Source organism: Pseudomonas nitroreducens NBRC 12694 (genome assembly GCF_002091755.1).
GTDB classification, from domain to species: domain Bacteria; phylum Pseudomonadota; class Gammaproteobacteria; order Pseudomonadales; family Pseudomonadaceae; genus Pseudomonas; species Pseudomonas nitroreducens.
On sequence record NZ_BDAI01000005.1, the window covers coordinates 351,012 to 368,078 of the forward strand.

Here is a 17,067-nt window from a genome sequence, read left to right on the forward strand (position 1 = left end):
CATGCTGCGGCGAATCAGAGTCCGTCCACACCTTCGCGATCACGGAAGCCGAGCAGGTAGAGGATGCCGTCCAGCCCCAGGGTGGAGATCGCCTGCTTGGCCGACTGCTTGACCAGTGGCTTGGCGCGGAAGGCCACGCCCAGGCCGGCCAGGCCGAGCATCGGCAGGTCGTTGGCGCCATCGCCCACGGCAATCGTCTGTTCCAGCTGCAGGCCTTCCTTCGCCGCCAGTTCGCGCAGCAGGTCGGCCTTGCGCTGGGCGTCAACGATGGGCTCGATGGCCACGCCGGTCAGCTTGCCGTCGACGATCTGCAATTCGTTGGCGAACACATAGTCGATGCCCAGCTTGGCCTGCAGCTGCTTGGCGAAATAACTGAAGCCGCCGGAGAGGATGGCCGTCTTGTAGCCCAGGCGCTTGAGCTCGGCGAACAGGGTTTCGGCACCTTCGGTCAGGCGCAGCGAAGCGCCGATCTCTTCCAGCACATCCTCGGAGAGCCCCTGCAGCAACGCCAGGCGCTCCTTGAAGCTGGCGCGGAAGTCCAGCTCGCCGCGCATGGCGCGCTCGGTGATTTCGGAAACCTGCTCGCCCACGCCGGCCGCCTTGGCCAGCTCGTCGATGACCTCGGCCTCGATCAGCGTCGAGTCCATGTCGAACACCGCCAGGCGACGGTTGCGGCGGAACACCGAGTCCTGCTGGAAGGCGATGTCGACGTTCAGCTCCTGGGCCACGCTGAGGAACTCGGCGCGCAGGGCTGCCGGATCCGCGGGCTCGCCGCGCACGGAGAACTCGATGCAGCCCTTGCCCTGGTCCGCCGGCATGTCCAGCGGCATACGTCCGGACAGGCGATCGATCTGGTCGATGTTCAGGCCGTACTTGGCAGTGATCGAGCTGACCCGCTGCAACTGCTCGGCGGTCACCCGGCGAGTCAGCAGGGTGACAATGTGGCGCGGCTTGCCCTGGCCACCGACCCACTGCCGGTAATCGTCCTCGGAGACCGGTGTGAAGCGCACCTGCTGGTCCAGCTCGTAGGCCGTGAACAGCACATCCTTGAGCACTGACGAAGCGCGCTCGTTGTCCGGGATTTCCACGAGGATGCCGAAGGACAGCGTGTCGTGAATCACCGCCTGGCCGATATCGAGGATGTTCACGCCACCCTGCGCCAGGACGCCGGTGATGGCTGCGGTGAGGCCGGGGCGGTCTTCCCCGGTGATGTTGATCAGGACGATCTCGCGCAAGGCGCTGTCTCCGCCATGGAAAAAAGGCAGACATTCTACCTGCTTTCACCGTCCGCGGATGCTCCGCTCGCCCGTTCGGGGCCGGCGCCGTCGATCGGATTAACGGCGAGTTCCCCGGGTCATTCCGGCCCGGTTCGAGTTGACGGGCCCTGCGGCGCTTTGCCCCCCGGTAGGGCCTCGTTATACTGCCCCGCATCTGCCCTAGAGAAGACCGAGCCCGCTGTGACCCGGCCCACCTCCGTCAAGCCCGACAATTTCTTCCTGCTGCTCTTCCACGCCCTGCGCCAGCGCCGCGTGCCGATCGCCCTGCGCATCGCCATCCACAGCCTGCTGCTGGTGGCCGCTGCCCTGGTGATCTACGCCTGGGTGATGGGCATGCAGTTCAAGCAGGCCATGCAGCAGCAGGCCGACGCCCTCGGCCAGAGCCTGACCACGCAGACCGCGCAGTCGGCCACCGAGTTGCTGGTGTCCAACGACATCCTCAGCCTCAACGTGCTGCTCAACAACCTGACCAAGAACCCGCTGGTGGCCCACGCCGCCATCTACAGCGTGGACAACCGCATCCTCGCCGAGTCCGGCACGCGGCCCAAGCAGGGCCTGCTGGGCGATGCCGAGGGCCTGTACTCCACGCCGATCACCTTCCAGGAAGTGATCGCCGGCCACCTGCGCATCAGCCTCGACATGCACCAGTTCGAGCAACCGATGACCGTCAGCCTGCAGAGCATGGGGCTGATCAGCCTGATCCTGCTGCTGCTCACCCTGACCTTCGGCCTGCGTCTGGGGCGGCAGATTTCCACACCGTTGTTACAGCTTCGTGTCTGGCTGCGCGACCCGGACGACCCCGCTCCAGGCGCCGGCCTGCAGAACGAGATCGGCGACCTTGCCCGCCAGTTGCAGGCGCGCCTGGTGCCCGAGAAACCGCCAGCTCCCGAACCGCTGGCCAGCGCTCCCGCGCCGCGCCCGAAAGCGCCTGCCAAGGTCGGCAAGCCCGCGGCCAAAGAGCCGTCGCTGGAAGCAACGGGCCCCGCAGACGAACACGAGTTCGACGAAAACATTTTCTCCGACGACGAGCTGCTCGCCTCCGCCGCGCGCCGCAAGGCCGATGCTGACGACGACTTCCCCGAGGAAGAGTTCGAGACCGTGGCGGAAGAGGAAGCCGAGGACGAAATCGGCGTCGAGGAAGAAGAGCCTGAAGCCGAGCCGGAGCCGATTTCCGCCGGCACCAGCGCTGTGCTGGCCGTGCAACTGGGCGCCCAGGAACAGCTGCGCCGCCTGCCGCGTGCACGCCTGGTGGACCTGCTGGAACGCTACCGCGACTGCCTGGAGCAAGCCGCGCGCCTGTACAAGGGTACGCTCTACACCCTCAGCGACGGCGGCAGCCTGATCCTTTTCCACAGCCGCGACCAGGACGAGGAATTCCTCACCAACGCACTGTGCTGCGGCGAGCTGATGCGCGCCCTGGGCCATGCCCTGCAGATCGAGGTGGCCGACAGCGGCATCACCCTGCAGCTGCAACTGGGCCTGGTGCTGGGCGAAGACGTCGCCGACCTCGAACAGGCCGACCTGCTGCAGGATTCCTCTGCCCAGGACGCCCTGGCCCTCAGCCAGCACAGCCGCAACCTGCTGCTGGTGGAAAAATCCATCGGCGACGACGAGAAGGTCCGCGAGCGGGCACGCATCCGCCCCATCGCCAGCCCGGAAAACGCCTGCTGCGTGGAATGGCTGAAAGAGCCCTACCCATCCATGCTGGAACGCCAGCTCTCGCGCATGCGCGCCCTGCGCACCAGCTGACCCCCAATAGAAAGAGAGGGGGCCGCCCGGCCCCACGTGGAACGGATTCCATGACCACCCTGATCACCCATCCCTTGCCTGTGCTGGCCTTGGGCCTCGCGCTCGGCTCGCGCGCCATCGGGCCGCGCCTGCTGCTGGCCGGCATGCTCGCCGCGTGCCTACCCGACCTCGATGTGCTGGCCTTCAAGCTGGGCATTGCCTACCACGACGCCTTCGGTCATCGAGGCTTCAGCCATTCCCTGCTGTTCGCGGCGTGCCTGGGTGTGCTTGGGGCGCTGTGCTGCCGCCTGCTGGGCAGCGGCCCCCTGAAAGCCGCCCTGTGGATCGGCCTGGCAACCGCCTCCCATAGCGTGCTGGATGCGATGACCGACGGAGGACTGGGCGTCGCCTGGTTCTGGCCGTGGAGCGAGCAGCGCTACTTCCTGCCCCTGCACCCGATCGAGGTCTCGCCCATCGGCCTGTCGCGCTTCCTCAGCCCGCGCGGCCTGGAAGTACTGCTCTCCGAGGCGCGCTGGGTCTGGCTGCCTTGCCTGGGCATGGCGCTGGCCGGCATTGGAGTACGCCGCCTGCTGCGCGGGGACGCCTGACTCAGCGTTTGCCGAGCTGCGCCTGGAGCTGGTCCAGCAGCGAGGCCTGCTCACCCTGCAACGGCAACTGCGCACTGTAGCCCTGGAAACTGCTGAACCGTGCCTGGTAATCGAGTTCCAGCTGAAAGCGGTTGTCCCAGCCGGGCGAATCTTCCGGCATCAGCTGGTCGCAATCGTGCAGCGCCTGCAACGTATCGCAGGGCTTGTAGGCCTGCGGATAGACCTGGCGCTTCCAGAGTACCCACGGCGACAGCGTCAACGCCGCGAGACGATTGCGCCGCAAGTCCAGCTCCAGCAACTGCAGCAGCCCGTTGCCGCCCAGGTACTGGTGCTGGTAGTCGACCATCACCATATCGACGCTGTGCCCCCGGTCGTTGAGCAGTCGGGTGTGCACAGCGCCATCGGTGTGCGCGTTCAGGGTGAGGAACACCTGGTCGTTGCGACGGATCAGCCGATCCCAGAGCAGCACGCCACTGGCATTGTCCTCGCGGGACAGCTCCGCCACGCCCTTGTCGGTGCGCCGCAGGATGCTGTGGGACGCGAGAATCACCGGCACATGGGGATGCTCGTCGATGACGCTCTGCGCCCACACCAGAGTGGCTTCAGAAGGGTTCCAGTCCAGCGCCAGCAGCAGGAACGACTGCCCATAGCGCTGGAACAGGTGCACCTGGCTCAGCCCCCTGGGATCGCTGCCGACATAGGTACTCTGCCAGGCCGCGCGCTGAGGTCCGAAGTGGTCAGCGAAGCGGTCAAGGAACGATCGGCGGTCATCGCTACTGGCCTCCTCATGCACGTCGCGTTCGCCCGTGGCGATGCTGTAGGGCACGCCGCGCTCCTCCAGCGTACGCATGGCACCGCTGGCGGTCTGCCATTGGGTGGCGACGCCGGCGTTCTCCACCACATCCCCCAGGTGCACCACCAGCGGCACCTGGAGAACCTCGGCGTGCTTGGCCAGCCAGAACGTCTGGGCGAAGAACGCCAGCGCCGGCTGGTACGGCAAGCCGGGAAAGCGCTGCTCGCTGCGGAACAGGTGGCGCTGGCGGTGGTTGTTCTCCGCGTAGAACTGGGTGTCGGGCAGCAGCGGCAGCACGAAGCTGCCACCCCCGGAGACGATTTCCAGGGGCGGTAGCGGATGCTGGCGGAAGAATGCCTGGTCCCGCTCGACCACATCCTGGGTATCGGAATCGTCGCAGCCGACCAGCAGCAGACAGCAGGCAAGAAGGGATGTCAGTACTTTCATCACGGATTGGAGCCCACTCCGGGGAGGCGCAGCAGGCGATAGGTGTCATTGTCGAAGCGGCCCTCGAACAACTGCTCCGGGGCCGTGGGCAGGGAGGCGGCGATACGCTCGGCATCGCGCGCCTGGATCATCAGGTACAGCGGGCCGCGCTGGGCAGCCAACTGCTCCGGATGGTCGAGGAACAGCGGCTGCAGGTCACGGTCGAGATTGACCATCAGCTTGATCGCCCGCGCGTCCGGAGCCATGCCATAGAGCGCCAGGGGCGCAGGCTGCGCATCGAGTTTCAGGGCCAGCTTGCGGGAGAACGCCTGGCTGTCGTACAGGCGATGCTCCACCGGCTCGAAGACCAGAATGTAGCTTGCCCACAGTGCCAGCGCCGCCCCCAGGGCCAGTGCCGCCGGCCGCCGCCAGCGCAGTGCGCCCAGCACCAGCAGCGCAGCGAGAACCACGATACTGGCTGGCAGGCGCCAGCCCAGTGCGGCAAGCTCCTGCGGGTAGCGCTTCCAGGCCAGCCACAACCCGGCCAGCAGCAAGGCCGGCAAGGCGAGCCAAAGCACGCGCAGTACGCCACGCAGCACCTGCGCCAGACGGCTGCCGGCGACCATGAAGGGATACCCGGCGACAATGGCCGCCAACGGAGCCAGGGCAACGATGTAGCGGGCCTTCTTGGCCTGCGGTACCGACAGGCCGACCATGACGACCAGCGCCGCCAGGGCACAACCCGCCACCAGGCGGAACGCCGGCTCGCGGCGCTGCTGCCAGAGCAGCGCCAGCGCCGGCAACGCCAGCGGGAAGGCCAGGGCGTAGTTGCCCAGCGAACTGCGGAAGTAATACAGGGCATCGCTGGAGCCGGCGGAGCCGTCCAGACGGCCGATCACCTGCATCCGCAGGACATCCTGGACAAACTCCTCTCCGCCGGTGGAGCGCGCCAGGGCAATCAGCGCGAGCACGCAGAGCATCAGCAGGACCAGCGCGCTTGCCGAGAAGGCAACCAGAGCCTTCCAGCGCCGGTCCAGCAGCAACTGGCTGCACACCATGCCGGCCGGCACCACCAGCCCCAGCGGGCCACGCAGGGCAAAACCGATGAACAGCAGTGGCAGCAGGCGCAGCAGCAGGCCCGGCACGCCATGGCGCTCGGCCTGAAACGCCCGGTAGAAGGCCAGCAGCCCTACGGCAGCGACCATCAGGTCGAGGGACACGGCCCGGGTCTCGCTGACGAAGGTGGCCGTCAGCAGCAGCAGCGCCAGGCTGACCAGCGCCCAGGAGCGCGAGAACGGAGCCACCAGGCGATACACCATGCCGGCGCAGACGGCCGCCGCTACCGCGGTGGGCAGCCAGGCGGTGAGCTCGGTGACCCGCCCCAGCGGTAGCGAGAGCAGGTAGGTCAGGAGGGTGGAGGTAGCCGGATAGTCCGGGTAGGGTGCGCCGTAGGTGGTCGGGAACCAGCTGGGCCCATGGCGCAGCATTTCGCGGGCGAACAGCACGAAGCGCGAGTCGAAGCCAACGAAGGCGTCACCGTGCACACCGAGCAGGAACAGCACCAGAGCCGCCAGCATGACGCAAAGCGTCTGACGACTCAGGGCGGAATCTGCCTGAATACCGGACGTAGGAGGGAATGACGACACGCTTGAGTCTCTCGCAGGCTCCGCGCGGAAACGTCCGGGCGCCAATAGCCTGCACAAGCGCCCGTAGATACCACAGGGGCCGTCAAGAAGATGTCAAAACCGGCCACGGCAGATGCAAAACGGCCCGCAAAGCCAAACTCTGCGGGCCGTGGAATTTCGCGCCGAGCAGTGCCGGCTTAGAAGCGGTAGACCTCGACGTCAGTGCGGATCGGCACCACCAGCGGGATCTTCGGCCCCTCCACCTTGGGCTTGGCCACCTGCTCGGTATTGGCTACCTGCGGCTTGCGCGGCGGCGCCGCCTGCTGTTCGGCAACCGCGGCGGCGACCGGACGTACGTCGCGAGCGAGCTGCGCGGACAGCTTGCGCAGCAGGTCGCCCTGGGCACGCACCTGGTCCTGCACGCTGCCAGAATGCGCTTCTTCCTCGCGGAAGACGCGGCTGTCACGCAGCTCACCCTTCGGGTCGAGCAGACGCCAGCGCGCCTCCAGCACCGCCGGTTCCTTGGGGCCGGAATCCAGGCGACTGATGGTCAGCATGACCTGCACCTGCGGAGTGAAACCGGGCTTCTCCGGGAACAGCGCCAGACGGGTGCTGTCCAGCTCGCCCGACAGCAGGCGCATCAGCTGCTGGCTGACGTTGGTTTCCAGGCTGCCAGCCCAGCGGGCTTCAGTCGACAGGTTGAGGATACCGTCGGCCTGGCGCTGGACCATGGTCTCGCGCTTCAGGTAATCGGCCAGGGACACCGGGCCGAGCAGAACCGCGACGCCGTTGTCACGGGTCGGAACAGGAACCGCGCCCGCGTCCAGTTGGTACAACTGGGTCGGTCGGTTCACTGTACAGCCCGTCAGCCCAAGGAGGCTGACGAGAGAAAATAAGGCCAAGACGCGCCAAGCGCTCATCTGGTTCACCGTCATTCGCCGAAAATCGGCGCTACTTCCAACAAATTTCACTATGACTTCAGGCAACGCGCCGAGGCGCCAGTAGCCAAAGGGACGTATCATCCCTCAACCGGCGCCTCAGCTCCAGAGGCAGAATGTATCGAACCGCGTTTCAATCCTGAGACAGCGATTCTACCAGCAAGGCGTCCACTCGCTGGAAACCGCGCGGCAGTTTGTTGCCACGACGCCCCCTTTCGCCCTTGTAGTGCTCCAGATCGTCACCCTTGAGCGAAAGTGTCCGCTTGCCGGCCTGCAGCACCAGGGTCGCGCCCGTCGGAAGAACAGCGAGGTCGGTGAGATACTCCTCGCGGCTCGCCACGCGGTCACCCGGCACGCTGATGATCTTGTTGCCCTTGCCCTTGGCCAGCTGCGGCAGGTCGGAAACCTTGAACAGCAGCAGACGGCCTTCGGTGGTCACGGCGGCGATCCAGTCCTGCTCCAGGTCGTTGACCGGCCGCGGGGCCATGACCTGCGCGCCATTGGGCAGGCTGAGCAGCGCCTTGCCGGCCTTGTTCTTGGCCTGCATGTCCTCGCCCTTGGCGACGAAGCCGTAGCCGGCGTCGGAGGCCAGCACGTACAGGGCATTGTCCTCCGGCAGCAGCACCCGCTCGAAGGAGGCGCCCGGCGGCGGCGTCAGGCGGCCGGTCAACGGCTCACCCTGGCCACGGGCCGATGGCAGGCCGTGGGCGGCCAGCGAATAGCTGCGACCGGTGGAATCGATGAACACCGCGTACTGGTTCGAGCGGCCCGGCGCAGCGGCCTTGAAGCCGTCTCCGGCTTTGTAGGACAGACCGGTGGCGTCGATGTCGTGCCCCTTGGCGCAACGTACCCAGCCTTTTTCCGAGAGCACCACGGTGACCGGCTCGGTCGGCATCAGCTCGGTTTCCGACAAGGCGCGGGCTTCGGCACGCTCGACGATGGGCGAACGGCGGTCATCGCCGTAGGTCTCGGCGTCAGCGACCAGCTCGTCGCGCACCAGCTTGCGCAGCTTGGCGTTGGAACCCAGGATCGCCAGCAGTTTGGCGCGCTCCTTGGCCAGCTCGTCCTGCTCGCCGCGGATCTTCATCTCTTCAAGGCGCGCCAACTGACGCAGGCGGGTATCGAGGATGTAGTCGGCCTGCAGCTCGGAGAGCTCGAAGCGCTGCATGAGGACCGGCTTGGGCTGGTCCTCGGTGCGGATGATGTGGATGACTTCGTCGAGGTTGAGGAAGGCAACCAGCAAGCCTTCCAACAGGTGCAGGCGCTTCTCGACCTTGTCCAGGCGGAACTGCAGGCGGCGGCGCACGGTGTCGGTGCGGTAGGTCAGCCACTCGCTGAGCACCTGGCGCAGGTCCTTGACCTGGGGTTTGCCGTCCAGGCCGATGACGTTCATGTTCACCCGATACGAGCTTTCCAGGTCGGTGGTGGCGAACAGGTGGGTCATCAGTTCTTCGGCATCCACGCGGTTGGAGCGCGGGATGATGACGATGCGGCAGGGGTTCTCATGGTCCGACTCATCACGCAGGTCGGCCACCATCGGCAGCTTCTTGGCCTGCATCTGGCCGGCGATCTGCTCCAGCACCTTGGCCCCGGAGACCTGGTGCGGCAGCGCGGTGACGACGATATCGCCATCCTCGACGCGGTACACGGCGCGCATGCGCACCGAGCCGCGGCCGGTTTCGTAGATTTTCTGCAGGTCGGCGCGCGGGGTGATGATTTCCGCCTCTGTGGGGAAATCCGGGCCTGGGACGAAATCGATCAGGTCGGCGACGGTGGAGCCCGGGTTATCCAGCAGGTGCACGCAGGCAGCGGCCACTTCGCGCAGGTTGTGCGGCGGAATGTCGGTGGCCATGCCCACGGCGATGCCGGTGGTGCCGTTGAGCAGCAGGTTGGGCAGGCGCGCCGGCAGCACGGCCGGCTCGTCCAGGGTGCCGTCGAAGTTCGGCACCCAGTCCGCGGTGCCCTGGCCCAGTTCGGAGAGCAAGGTTTCGGCGTAACGCGACAGACGGGCCTCGGTGTAACGCATGGCGGCGAAGGACTTGGGATCGTCCGGCGCCCCCCAGTTGCCCTGGCCGTCCACCAGCGGATAGCGGTAGGAGAACGGCTGGGCCATCAGCACCATGGCTTCGTAGCACGCCGAGTCGCCGTGGGGATGGTACTTGCCCAGCACGTCGCCGACGGTACGCGCCGACTTCTTGTGCTTGGAGTCTGCGTCCAGGCCCAGTTCACTCATGGCATAGACGATTCGCCGCTGTACCGGCTTGAGGCCGTCGCCGATGTGCGGTAGGGCGCGGTCCATGATCACGTACATGGAATAGTTCAGGTAAGCCTGTTCGGTGAAGTCGGCCAGTGACCGGCGCTCCACGCCCTCCAGACTCAGATCGAGGGTTTCGCTCATGCGTGCCTCACGGTGTAGATCGCTGGCGCAGCACCAGGGTGCCGTCCTGCTGGGTGAAATCCAGTTGTCTGAGTGCGCTCATGCCGAGCAGCACCTCGTCGCCTTCCATGCCCGGCGCGATCAGCGCCGGCACATCGGTGAGACGGATGTCGCCGAGCTGCAGGTTGGGCAGGCGCGTGCGCCAGCCCTGGCTGCGGCCGTTGGCGGTGTCCAGGGTGATCGGCAACCCGCGCGGCAGGCCGAGCCGGTCGGCCAGGCGCTGCGGCAGGGCTACCTGGGTAGCACCAGTGTCGAGCATGAAGGTCACCGCCTCGCCATTGATCCGGCCGTCGGCCACATAGTGGCCGGCGCGATTGCCCACCAACCGCACTTCCACGGCGCCATTGGCGCGAGTCGACTGCGGTTGAGGGTTGGGATTGTGCTGACGGGTTTCCCAGGCGCCGAAATAGTGGGTGGCGAGCAGGATGCCCGCGCCCCAGGCGAGGAACATCATGACCTTGCCGACCCGCTTGCCCGGTACTGCGTCGTTCATTTGCCACCAAGCCAGCCGCCGGCCGGCGCCGCGAAGCGCAGCACGTATGGGCGGCCATCGCCGTCGGCGCGGGCGTGTTCACCGTTGTCCAGGCCGATCCAGGCGCCCTGCTCGTCGAGGATCAACGCCTCGGCCACGCCATAAGGCAGGTCGTAGCGGCGCTCCGGGGCCAGTGCACCGGCGGCGAAGGACCAGCACAACTCCTGCGCGCCGGTCTTGGCGTCACGGCGGCAGATCTGGTGCGCCAGGCGCTCCAGGGTGAACAGCTTGTCCTTGAACAACGCGATATCGGAGAAATCGATCGGCAGTGCGCGCTCGCTGCCCAGTTCCGGTGGCGGCATTGCCGTACCGCCCTCGCTGAGCATCACGCAGTTGCCTTCGCACTTCCAGGTGCCGTTCTCGTTGTGCACCTTGAGCAGGCCACGGCGCTGGCGCTCGGCGGCCAGCCACAGCTGCTTGCCATCGGCGCTGACGGCAATGCCTTCGTAGAGCGCATTGAACTCCATCAGCAGGCCGCTGGCGCGAGCCTGGCGCAGCAGGCTCTGCGGCAGCGGCAGCCAGCTCGGCTCGCCGACGGCGGGAAGCAGCAGGACGGCCGCGTAGCCTTCGCTGACCACATAGCGGTTGCCCGCCTGGTCGCAGCTGATGCCTTCGAAGTCCATGGCCCCACCACGCAACAGCCCACCGACGGCGACCCGCGCACGGGTGCCCCAGGACAGCCCGCTTTCCGGGGTGCCCGGCACCACGAAGGGTTCGGCGGTGGCCTGCCAGGCCTTGCCCGGCGCTTCGTCGATCAGCAGTCGATAGATACGGTCGTCGTCGCGGTCGGACACCGTCCACATCTCGCTGCCGCACAGTGCGAGCCCGGAAAGGTTGCCGCTGGGCATGCCCTCCACCGGATGCTCGGCGACGAACTGCAGCGACGCAGGAGCCACGGGCGCAGCCAGCGGCGCGCCAGCCTTCGGCGCCTGGTCGGGCACCTGGGCAGCGCTCGCTGCGCCGACGAACAGGCTCGTCAACAGGCAGGAGCAGGCCAGCAGCCAGCGCATCAGGCGAAGTCCGCCAGGTTGCCCTTGGTTTCCAGCCACGACTTGCGGTCGCCGGCGCGTTTCTTGGCCAGCAGCATGTCCATGATTTCCAGGGTGCCTTCGGCGTCTTCCAGGGTCAGCTGGACGAGGCGGCGGGTGTTGGGGTCCATGGTGGTTTCGCGCAGCTGCGGCGGGTTCATCTCGCCCAGACCCTTGAATCGGGTGACCTGCGGCTTGCCACGGCGCTTCTCGGCGGCCAGGCGGTCGAGGATGCCGTCGCGCTCGGCTTCGTCCAGGGCGTAGAAGACTTCCTTGCCCAGGTCGATACGGAACAGTGGCGGCATGGCGACATAGACGTGGCCGGCTTCCACCAGCGGGCGGAAGTGGCGGACGAACAGCGCGCACAGCAGGGTGGCGATGTGCAGGCCGTCGGAGTCGGCGTCGGCGAGGATGCAGATCTTGCCGTAACGCAGCTGGGTCAGGTCGGCCGCGCCCGGATCGACGCCGATAGCCACGGCGATGTCGTGGACTTCCTGGCTGGCGAGCACTTCGCCGCCGTCCACTTCCCAGGTGTTCAGGATCTTCCCGCGCAGCGGCATGATCGCCTGGAATTCCTTGTCGCGCGCCTGCTTGGCCGAGCCACCGGCGGAGTCACCCTCCACCAGGAACAGCTCGGCGCGCATCGGGTCCTGCCCTGCGCAGTCGGCTAGCTTGCCGGGCAGCGCCGGGCCCTGGGTGATCTTCTTGCGCTCGACCTTCTTGCCCGCCTTGAGGCGGCGGCCGGCGTTGCTGATGGCCAGCTCCGCCAGTTGCAGGCCAAATTCGGGGTGGGCGTTGAGCCACAGGCTGAAGGCGTCCTTGACCACGCCGGAGACGAACGCGGCGGCCTCGCGGGAGGACAGGCGCTCCTTGGTCTGGCCGGAGAACTGCGGCTCCTGCATCTTCATCGAGAGGACGAAGGCGATGCGCTCCCAGACATCTTCCGGCGCCAGCTTGACGCCGCGCGGCAGCAGGTTGCGGAATTCGCAGAACTCGCGCATGGCGTCCAGCAGGCCCTGGCGCAGGCCGTTGACGTGGGTGCCGCCCTGGGCAGTGGGGATCAGGTTGACGTAGCTTTCCTGCAGCGATTCGCCACCCTCGGGCAGCCACAGCAGGGCCCAGTCCACCGCTTCCTTGTTGCCGGCCAGCGACCCGCAGAACGGCTCGTCGGGCAGGCGCAGGTGCTCGGAGACCGAGTCGACCAGGTAGGAACGCAGGCCATCCTCGTAGTGCCACTCGATGCGCTCGCCGCTGGCCTTGTCCTCGAAGCTGACCAGCAGGCCGGGGCAAAGCACGGCCTTGGCCTTGAGCACGTGTTTCAGGCGGCTGACGGAGAACTTGTGCGAATCGAAGTACTTGGCGTCCGGCCAGAAGTGCACGCTGGTGCCGGTATTGCGCTTGCCAACGCTGCCGACGACTTCCAGGTCGCTGGACTTGAAACCGTCGGCGAAGGTCATGCGGTATTCGTTGCCGTCGCGCTTGACGCGCACCTCGACCAGCGTCGACAGCGCGTTCACCACCGAGATGCCCACGCCGTGCAGGCCGCCGGAGAACTGGTAGTTCTTGTTGGAGAACTTGCCGCCGGCGTGCAGCTTGGTGAGGATCAGTTCGACGCCGGGCACGCCCTCTTCGGGGTGGATGTCCACCGGCATGCCGCGGCCGTCGTCGATTACCTCCAGCGAGTTGTCCTCGTGGAGGATCACCTGCACGCTCTTGGCGTGGCCGGCGAGGGCTTCGTCGACACTGTTGTCGATGACTTCCTGGGCCAGGTGGTTCGGGCGCGAGGTGTCGGTGTACATGCCCGGGCGCTTGCGCACCGGATCGAGGCCGGAGAGAACCTCGATGGCGTCTGCGTTATAGGCGTTCTGCTGGGCCATGGGGTTCCTGCTTAATCAGTCGAAGAGGTGATGGCTTCAAAGGCGGAGAAGTCGATGTCGCGCCACTGGCTGGACGGCACGCCGGCGAAGGCCAGCAGGGCCGGCAGATGGCTGACGAAGCGCTGGAAGCTGTGATCGCCGCCGGACTCGATGCGCAAGGCAGCGGCCCGGTAGTAGCGCTCGGCGGCGCGGTAATCGAGGGTTTCGTCGGCAGTCTGCAGCCACACCTGATAGCGCGAGCCGTCGGTGGGCGTGGGGACTTCCAGTTCCGCCAGGGCGGCAACGTGGTCCAGGGTCAGTTCCCAGGTCTCGCCGCTGTAGTAGTTGGTCTGCGGGCCGAGCTGGCCGTCGAACAGCCGGTGCGGGGCCACGGCCGGGTTGATCAGCACGGCCCTCAGGTCATGGCGTTCGGCCAGATACGTGGCGTAGTAGCCGCCCAGGGAGCTGCCGATCAGCACTGGCTGGCCCAGGTCGGCAACGGCGGATTCCAGCTGTGCCATGGCCTTGCGCGGATGATGGTGCAACGCGGGCACGCGCAGTTGCTCGGCCAGGCCCAGGCGCTCCATGGCGGCCGCGAACTGGCGCGCCTTCTGCGAGCCGGGCGAACTGTTGAATCCGTGGATATAGAGGAATGCGGTCATGGGCCGGGAGGCTACAAGCTGCAAGTGGCATGCCGCAAGTGGGTCAGCGTCGCAAGGCGTTCGAAGCGTGACCGATCAATAACCCTTGATGCTGTAGTCGACTTCGAACTCGATGTCGGTCACGCGCGAAACGCCTGTCTCCACCCGACCATCGGCCATCAGCCGCAACCAGCGATAGCCCGGCGCCGGGCTGTCGACGCAGAAGTCTTCGCTGCCGGGAGTGAACTGCACGCAGGTGGACGGCGAAGCCAGCAGGCGCACGTCGCCGCGCATGCGGTCGATCTCCTGGTGCACGTGGCCCCAGAGCAGGCAGCGCACGTTCGGATGGCGGTCGAGCACGGCGAACAGGCGCTCGGGGTTGTAGATGCCTATGCGGTCCATCCACTGGCTGCCGATGGGCACCGGGTGGTGATGGAAGCTGATCAGCAGGTGCTTGTCTGGCGCGGCCTGGATGGCGCGCTCAAGCAGATGGATCTGCTCGACGGTCATCTGCCCCGGCACTGCGCCGGGAATGGTGGAGTCCAGCAGGATCACCCGCCAGGCGCCCAGGTCGATCACCGGGTCGAGCAGGTCGGTGTCGGCGGCGGCCTCGCGCATCGGCCCCAGTTCGTCGTGATTGCCGGGGAACCAGCGGGCCGGCGCAGCAATCGATGCGGTGATCTCGCGAAAGCGCTGGTAGGACTCTACCGAGCCATCCTGGGAGAGATCACCCGTGGCCAGCACCAGGTCGATCGCCGGTTGCTCCTCGCCCACCAGTCGGACGACCTGGGTCAGGCTGTCGGCGGTGTCCATGCCCAGCAGCCGGCCGTTCTCTTCGGCGAACAGATGGCTGTCGGAAAGCTGGACGACCAGGACGGAATCGGAAGCGGTGGGCTGGGTGGGCAATGCGCCTTCTCCTGTGAGGCGGGCGTGCGGGGATTCGTGACGAAGTATGGTGACAGGCGCCCCCCTGAGCAAACCGGGAAAGCGTCACAGATCACAGTTAGGGACACGAGTCTGCGATGGACGGGCAGGATATCATGGCACGCTGCCACTACCGCCATCTCAGCGTTGCAGCACCGGCTCCAGCTCATGGCCGCAGGACAGGCAATGGCTCAGCCATTCGCCGAGGAACTGGTTGAGCTGGTTCTTCTCGTCCGGCTGGTGCATCGCCTGGTTCGGGTAGGGGTAGATCGCCAGCAGGCGGCGCGCCTGCTCGGCACCGACCACCTCGGCCATGCGTGCATCGTGGTACACCCGTACTTCCAGCTTGGGCGCAGGCAGCCAGGGCAGCCCCAGCTCCTGGCGCACCTGCAGGACCGTGGTGTACGGGCAGGCTTCGACCACGTCCAGCGCCAGCACGCCGAGCAGCCGCTCGCCTTCGCTGAGCGCCACACGGCGCGAGACCTGGGCCTCGCGCATTTCCGGCAACAGGCGCATCAGGCGCAAGTAGTTCGCCTCACAGGTCGCCTGCAACCCCGCCAGGTCGACGCGATAGCGCTCGCGCAGCAGATTCACACCCATAGCCCCCTTACCTCGGCGCGATTGAGCGCCAGCCATTGCAGGGCGAGCATGCTCGCCGCGTTGTTGATACGGCCATCCCGCACGGCCTGCAGTGCTTCCTCCAGCGGCATGACGTGGACGCGGATGTCCTCGCCCTCCTCTTCCATCCCGTGAATGCCGGCGGCGCTGCTGCTGTCGCAGCGACCGACGAACAGGTGCACCAGTTCGTTGCTGCCGCCGGGCGACGGCAGGTACTGGGCGATCGGCCAGAGCGCGCCGAGGGTCAGGCCGGCTTCCTCCACCGCTTCGCGGCGGGCGACCTCCTCGGGCTCCTCATCCTTGTCGATCAACCCGGCAACCAGCTCCATCAGCCAGGGATTGACCCCGGCGTCCATGGCGCCGACGCGGAACTGCTCGATCAGCACCACTTCATCGCGCTGCGGATCGTAGGGCAGTACGCACACGGCATCGTGGCGCACGAACAATTCGCGGGTCAGCAGCGGGCCCATGCCGCCGGCGAACTGGCGGTGCCGAAGGCGCAGGCGGTCGACCTTGTAGAAGCCCTTGAAGCACTGTTCGCGCTCCTGGATCTCGATATCCTGCGGGCCTGGCTTGAACGTTTCCGACATCCCGTTCTACTCCCGTTCCTACTGACAGTACGTTGAACTTCGCGCCATCCTATCGCGCCGCCGGAGCAGGCGCAGCCTCTTTCGCGGGCCGCCGGGCGGCCGGTCTGCTGTGACCGTCGCACACTGCCGGCGTTCCGCCAAAGTGGTTCATACTCACCCGCCGAACCGGCAGCACCGATGGCGGTCGAACCACTCCAATTGCCGGCGAACGTCAACGACAAGGATTCCCATGCGACTTCTGAAACTTGCCGCCCTGGGCAGCATCTGCCTGTTACTGGGGGCGTGCCAGGGTCTGTTCAAGCCCTCGCTCGACGAGCCGCTCACTGCGCGCCACACCGCTTTCGAACACGCGCAGCCGGGCTGCCAGGGCGAGCAATGCCCGCTGTTCAACCTCGATACCCTGAGCTTCGACGACGAGCCGGCGCTCAACGAAGCGATCAACGCCCAACTGCTGCAACTGGCCCGCGAGGGCGACGGTGCGGCCCCCGCCAGCCTGGATGTCTACGAGAAAGGCTTCCTCGATTCGGCGCAGCCCGGCTGGAGCTCCTACCTGCAAGCGAAGATCCGCGAACAGCATGACGGTCTGGTGATCATCGAGCTGTCCAGCTATCGCTTCACCGGCGGCGAGTACGGCCAGCCCGGCCGCGCCTTCATCAATTATGATCGACGCCTCCACAAGGTGCTCACCCTGCAGGACATTCTCCAGCCCGGCCAGGAGGACAACTTCTGGAAAGTGGCGCGCATGGCGCACCAGGCGTGGATCCTGCAGAACAAGCTGGACGAGCAGGACCCGAACTTCTCGAAGAACTGGCCGTTCCAGCCGACCGAGCACTTCGCCCTGACCTTCGGCGCGCTGACGCTCAAGTACGACATCGACCGCATCGCCCCGCATTCGGTCGGGCACCCGGAGCTGAAGATTCCGTACCCGCGCCTGAACGGGATCGTGAAGACCTATTACTTCCCTGGGCGCGGGGCGCAGTAAAGGTCCGGTTCGCGAGCAAGCACGCTCCTACGAAGAGCACACTCGGCGTTACCGGGTGCCTGCC

The 17,067-nt window shown here is 66.6% G+C and carries 15 protein-coding genes; 3 read left to right on the forward strand and 12 right to left on the reverse strand.

From position 1 onward, the window contains the following. Positions 1–14: 14 nt before the first annotated feature. The gene (gene serB, locus PNI01S_RS16495; protein WP_024764311.1) at positions 15–1,235 is read right to left on the reverse strand and encodes a phosphoserine phosphatase SerB; all 1,221 of its coding nucleotides are present in this window, start codon (positions 1,233–1,235) and stop codon (positions 15–17) included. A gap of 222 nt (positions 1,236–1,457) precedes the next feature. Here serB and PNI01S_RS16500 point away from each other — a divergent pair, with 222 nt between their 5' ends. Next, entirely contained in the window at positions 1,458–3,026 is a 1,569-nt protein-coding gene (locus tag PNI01S_RS16500; RefSeq protein ID WP_024764310.1) for an AhpA/YtjB family protein, read from the forward strand. Positions 3,027–3,076: 50 nt separating this feature from the next. Then, the gene (locus PNI01S_RS16505; RefSeq protein ID WP_024764309.1) at positions 3,077–3,613 is read left to right on the forward strand and encodes a metal-dependent hydrolase; all 537 of its coding nucleotides are present in this window, start codon (positions 3,077–3,079) and stop codon (positions 3,611–3,613) included. A gap of 1 nt (position 3,614) precedes the next feature. Here PNI01S_RS16505 and PNI01S_RS16510 read toward each other — a convergent pair whose 3' ends face one another. The 11 genes from PNI01S_RS16510 to PNI01S_RS16560 all read right to left on the reverse strand — a co-directional run bounded on the left by PNI01S_RS16510 (position 3,615) and on the right by PNI01S_RS16560 (position 16,021). Then, positions 3,615–4,853, reverse strand: coding sequence for a metallophosphoesterase family protein (locus PNI01S_RS16510; protein WP_024764308.1), 1,239 nt, complete (start codon positions 4,851–4,853; stop codon positions 3,615–3,617). Next, complete coding sequence (locus tag PNI01S_RS16515) at positions 4,853–6,409, reverse strand: ArnT family glycosyltransferase (RefSeq protein WP_084358629.1); 1,557 nt, start codon at positions 6,407–6,409, stop codon at positions 4,853–4,855. Before PNI01S_RS16515 ends, PNI01S_RS16510 begins: the two co-directional genes overlap by 1 nt. A gap of 245 nt (positions 6,410–6,654) precedes the next feature. After that, a complete protein-coding gene (locus tag PNI01S_RS16520; RefSeq protein ID WP_024764306.1) occupies positions 6,655–7,377 on the reverse strand; it encodes a PqiC family protein in 723 nt (240 codons plus the stop codon). A gap of 151 nt (positions 7,378–7,528) precedes the next feature. After that, complete coding sequence (gene parC / locus PNI01S_RS16525; protein WP_065085577.1) at positions 7,529–9,793, reverse strand: DNA topoisomerase IV subunit A; 2,265 nt, start codon at positions 9,791–9,793, stop codon at positions 7,529–7,531. A 7-nt stretch (positions 9,794–9,800) separates the two neighbouring features. Then, positions 9,801–10,325, reverse strand: a complete 525-nt coding sequence (locus PNI01S_RS16530) for a retropepsin-like aspartic protease family protein (protein WP_024764305.1) — start codon at positions 10,323–10,325, stop codon at positions 9,801–9,803. Next, positions 10,322–11,374 carry an esterase-like activity of phytase family protein gene (locus tag PNI01S_RS16535; protein WP_084358630.1) on the reverse strand — a complete coding sequence of 351 codons (1,053 nt, stop codon included), beginning with the start codon at positions 11,372–11,374 and terminating at the stop codon, positions 10,322–10,324. The genes PNI01S_RS16530 and PNI01S_RS16535 overlap by 4 nt, the downstream gene beginning before the upstream one ends. After that, positions 11,374–13,269 (reverse strand): DNA topoisomerase IV subunit B, encoded by a 1,896-nt coding sequence (parE, locus tag PNI01S_RS16540; RefSeq protein ID WP_084358631.1) that lies wholly within the window; start codon positions 13,267–13,269, stop codon positions 11,374–11,376. The genes PNI01S_RS16535 and parE overlap by 1 nt, the downstream gene beginning before the upstream one ends. Before the next feature lie 11 nt (positions 13,270–13,280). Next, positions 13,281–13,910 (reverse strand): YqiA/YcfP family alpha/beta fold hydrolase, encoded by a 630-nt coding sequence (locus PNI01S_RS16545; protein WP_084358632.1) that lies wholly within the window; start codon positions 13,908–13,910, stop codon positions 13,281–13,283. A 75-nt stretch (positions 13,911–13,985) separates the two neighbouring features. Further along, entirely contained in the window at positions 13,986–14,795 is an 810-nt protein-coding gene (gene cpdA, locus PNI01S_RS16550) for a 3',5'-cyclic-AMP phosphodiesterase (protein ID WP_084358633.1), read from the reverse strand. Positions 14,796–14,954: 159 nt separating this feature from the next. Further along, positions 14,955–15,413, reverse strand: a complete 459-nt coding sequence (locus PNI01S_RS16555) for a DUF1249 domain-containing protein (protein ID WP_024764301.1) — start codon at positions 15,411–15,413, stop codon at positions 14,955–14,957. Beyond that, on the reverse strand, positions 15,404–16,021 hold the full coding sequence (locus PNI01S_RS16560) for an NUDIX domain-containing protein (protein ID WP_084358634.1): 618 nt from the start codon (positions 16,019–16,021) through the stop codon (positions 15,404–15,406). Before PNI01S_RS16560 ends, PNI01S_RS16555 begins: the two co-directional genes overlap by 10 nt. Before the next feature lie 229 nt (positions 16,022–16,250). Here PNI01S_RS16560 and PNI01S_RS16565 point away from each other — a divergent pair, with 229 nt between their 5' ends. Beyond that, a complete protein-coding gene (locus PNI01S_RS16565) occupies positions 16,251–17,003 on the forward strand; it encodes an RsiV family protein (protein WP_024764300.1) in 753 nt (250 codons plus the stop codon). Positions 17,004–17,067 lie beyond the last annotated feature (64 nt).

What these genes read in the sequence shown, in the direction of transcription:
- PNI01S_RS16505 (WP_024764309.1), top strand. Translation starts at nt 3,077, where the DNA reads ATGACCACCCTGATCACCCATCCCTTGCCTGTGCTGGCCTTGGGCCTC.
- PNI01S_RS16510 (WP_024764308.1), bottom strand. Translation starts at nt 4,853, where the DNA reads ATGAAAGTACTGACATCCCTTCTTGCCTGCTGTCTGCTGCTGGTCGGC.
- PNI01S_RS16515 (WP_084358629.1), bottom strand. Translation starts at nt 6,409, where the DNA reads ATGCTGGCGGCTCTGGTGCTGTTCCTGCTCGGTGTGCACGGTGACGCC.
- PNI01S_RS16520 (WP_024764306.1), bottom strand. Translation starts at nt 7,377, where the DNA reads ATGAGCGCTTGGCGCGTCTTGGCCTTATTTTCTCTCGTCAGCCTCCTT.
- parC (WP_065085577.1), bottom strand. Translation starts at nt 9,793, where the DNA reads ATGAGCGAAACCCTCGATCTGAGTCTGGAGGGCGTGGAGCGCCGGTCA.
- PNI01S_RS16530 (WP_024764305.1), bottom strand. Translation starts at nt 10,325, where the DNA reads ATGAACGACGCAGTACCGGGCAAGCGGGTCGGCAAGGTCATGATGTTC.
- PNI01S_RS16535 (WP_084358630.1), bottom strand. Translation starts at nt 11,374, where the DNA reads ATGCGCTGGCTGCTGGCCTGCTCCTGCCTGTTGACGAGCCTGTTCGTC.
- parE (WP_084358631.1), bottom strand. Translation starts at nt 13,269, where the DNA reads ATGGCCCAGCAGAACGCCTATAACGCAGACGCCATCGAGGTTCTCTCC.
- PNI01S_RS16545 (WP_084358632.1), bottom strand. Translation starts at nt 13,910, where the DNA reads ATGACCGCATTCCTCTATATCCACGGATTCAACAGTTCGCCCGGCTCG.
- PNI01S_RS16555 (WP_024764301.1), bottom strand. Translation starts at nt 15,413, where the DNA reads ATGGGTGTGAATCTGCTGCGCGAGCGCTATCGCGTCGACCTGGCGGGG.
- PNI01S_RS16560 (WP_084358634.1), bottom strand. Translation starts at nt 16,021, where the DNA reads ATGTCGGAAACGTTCAAGCCAGGCCCGCAGGATATCGAGATCCAGGAG.
- PNI01S_RS16565 (WP_024764300.1), top strand. Translation starts at nt 16,251, where the DNA reads ATGCGACTTCTGAAACTTGCCGCCCTGGGCAGCATCTGCCTGTTACTG.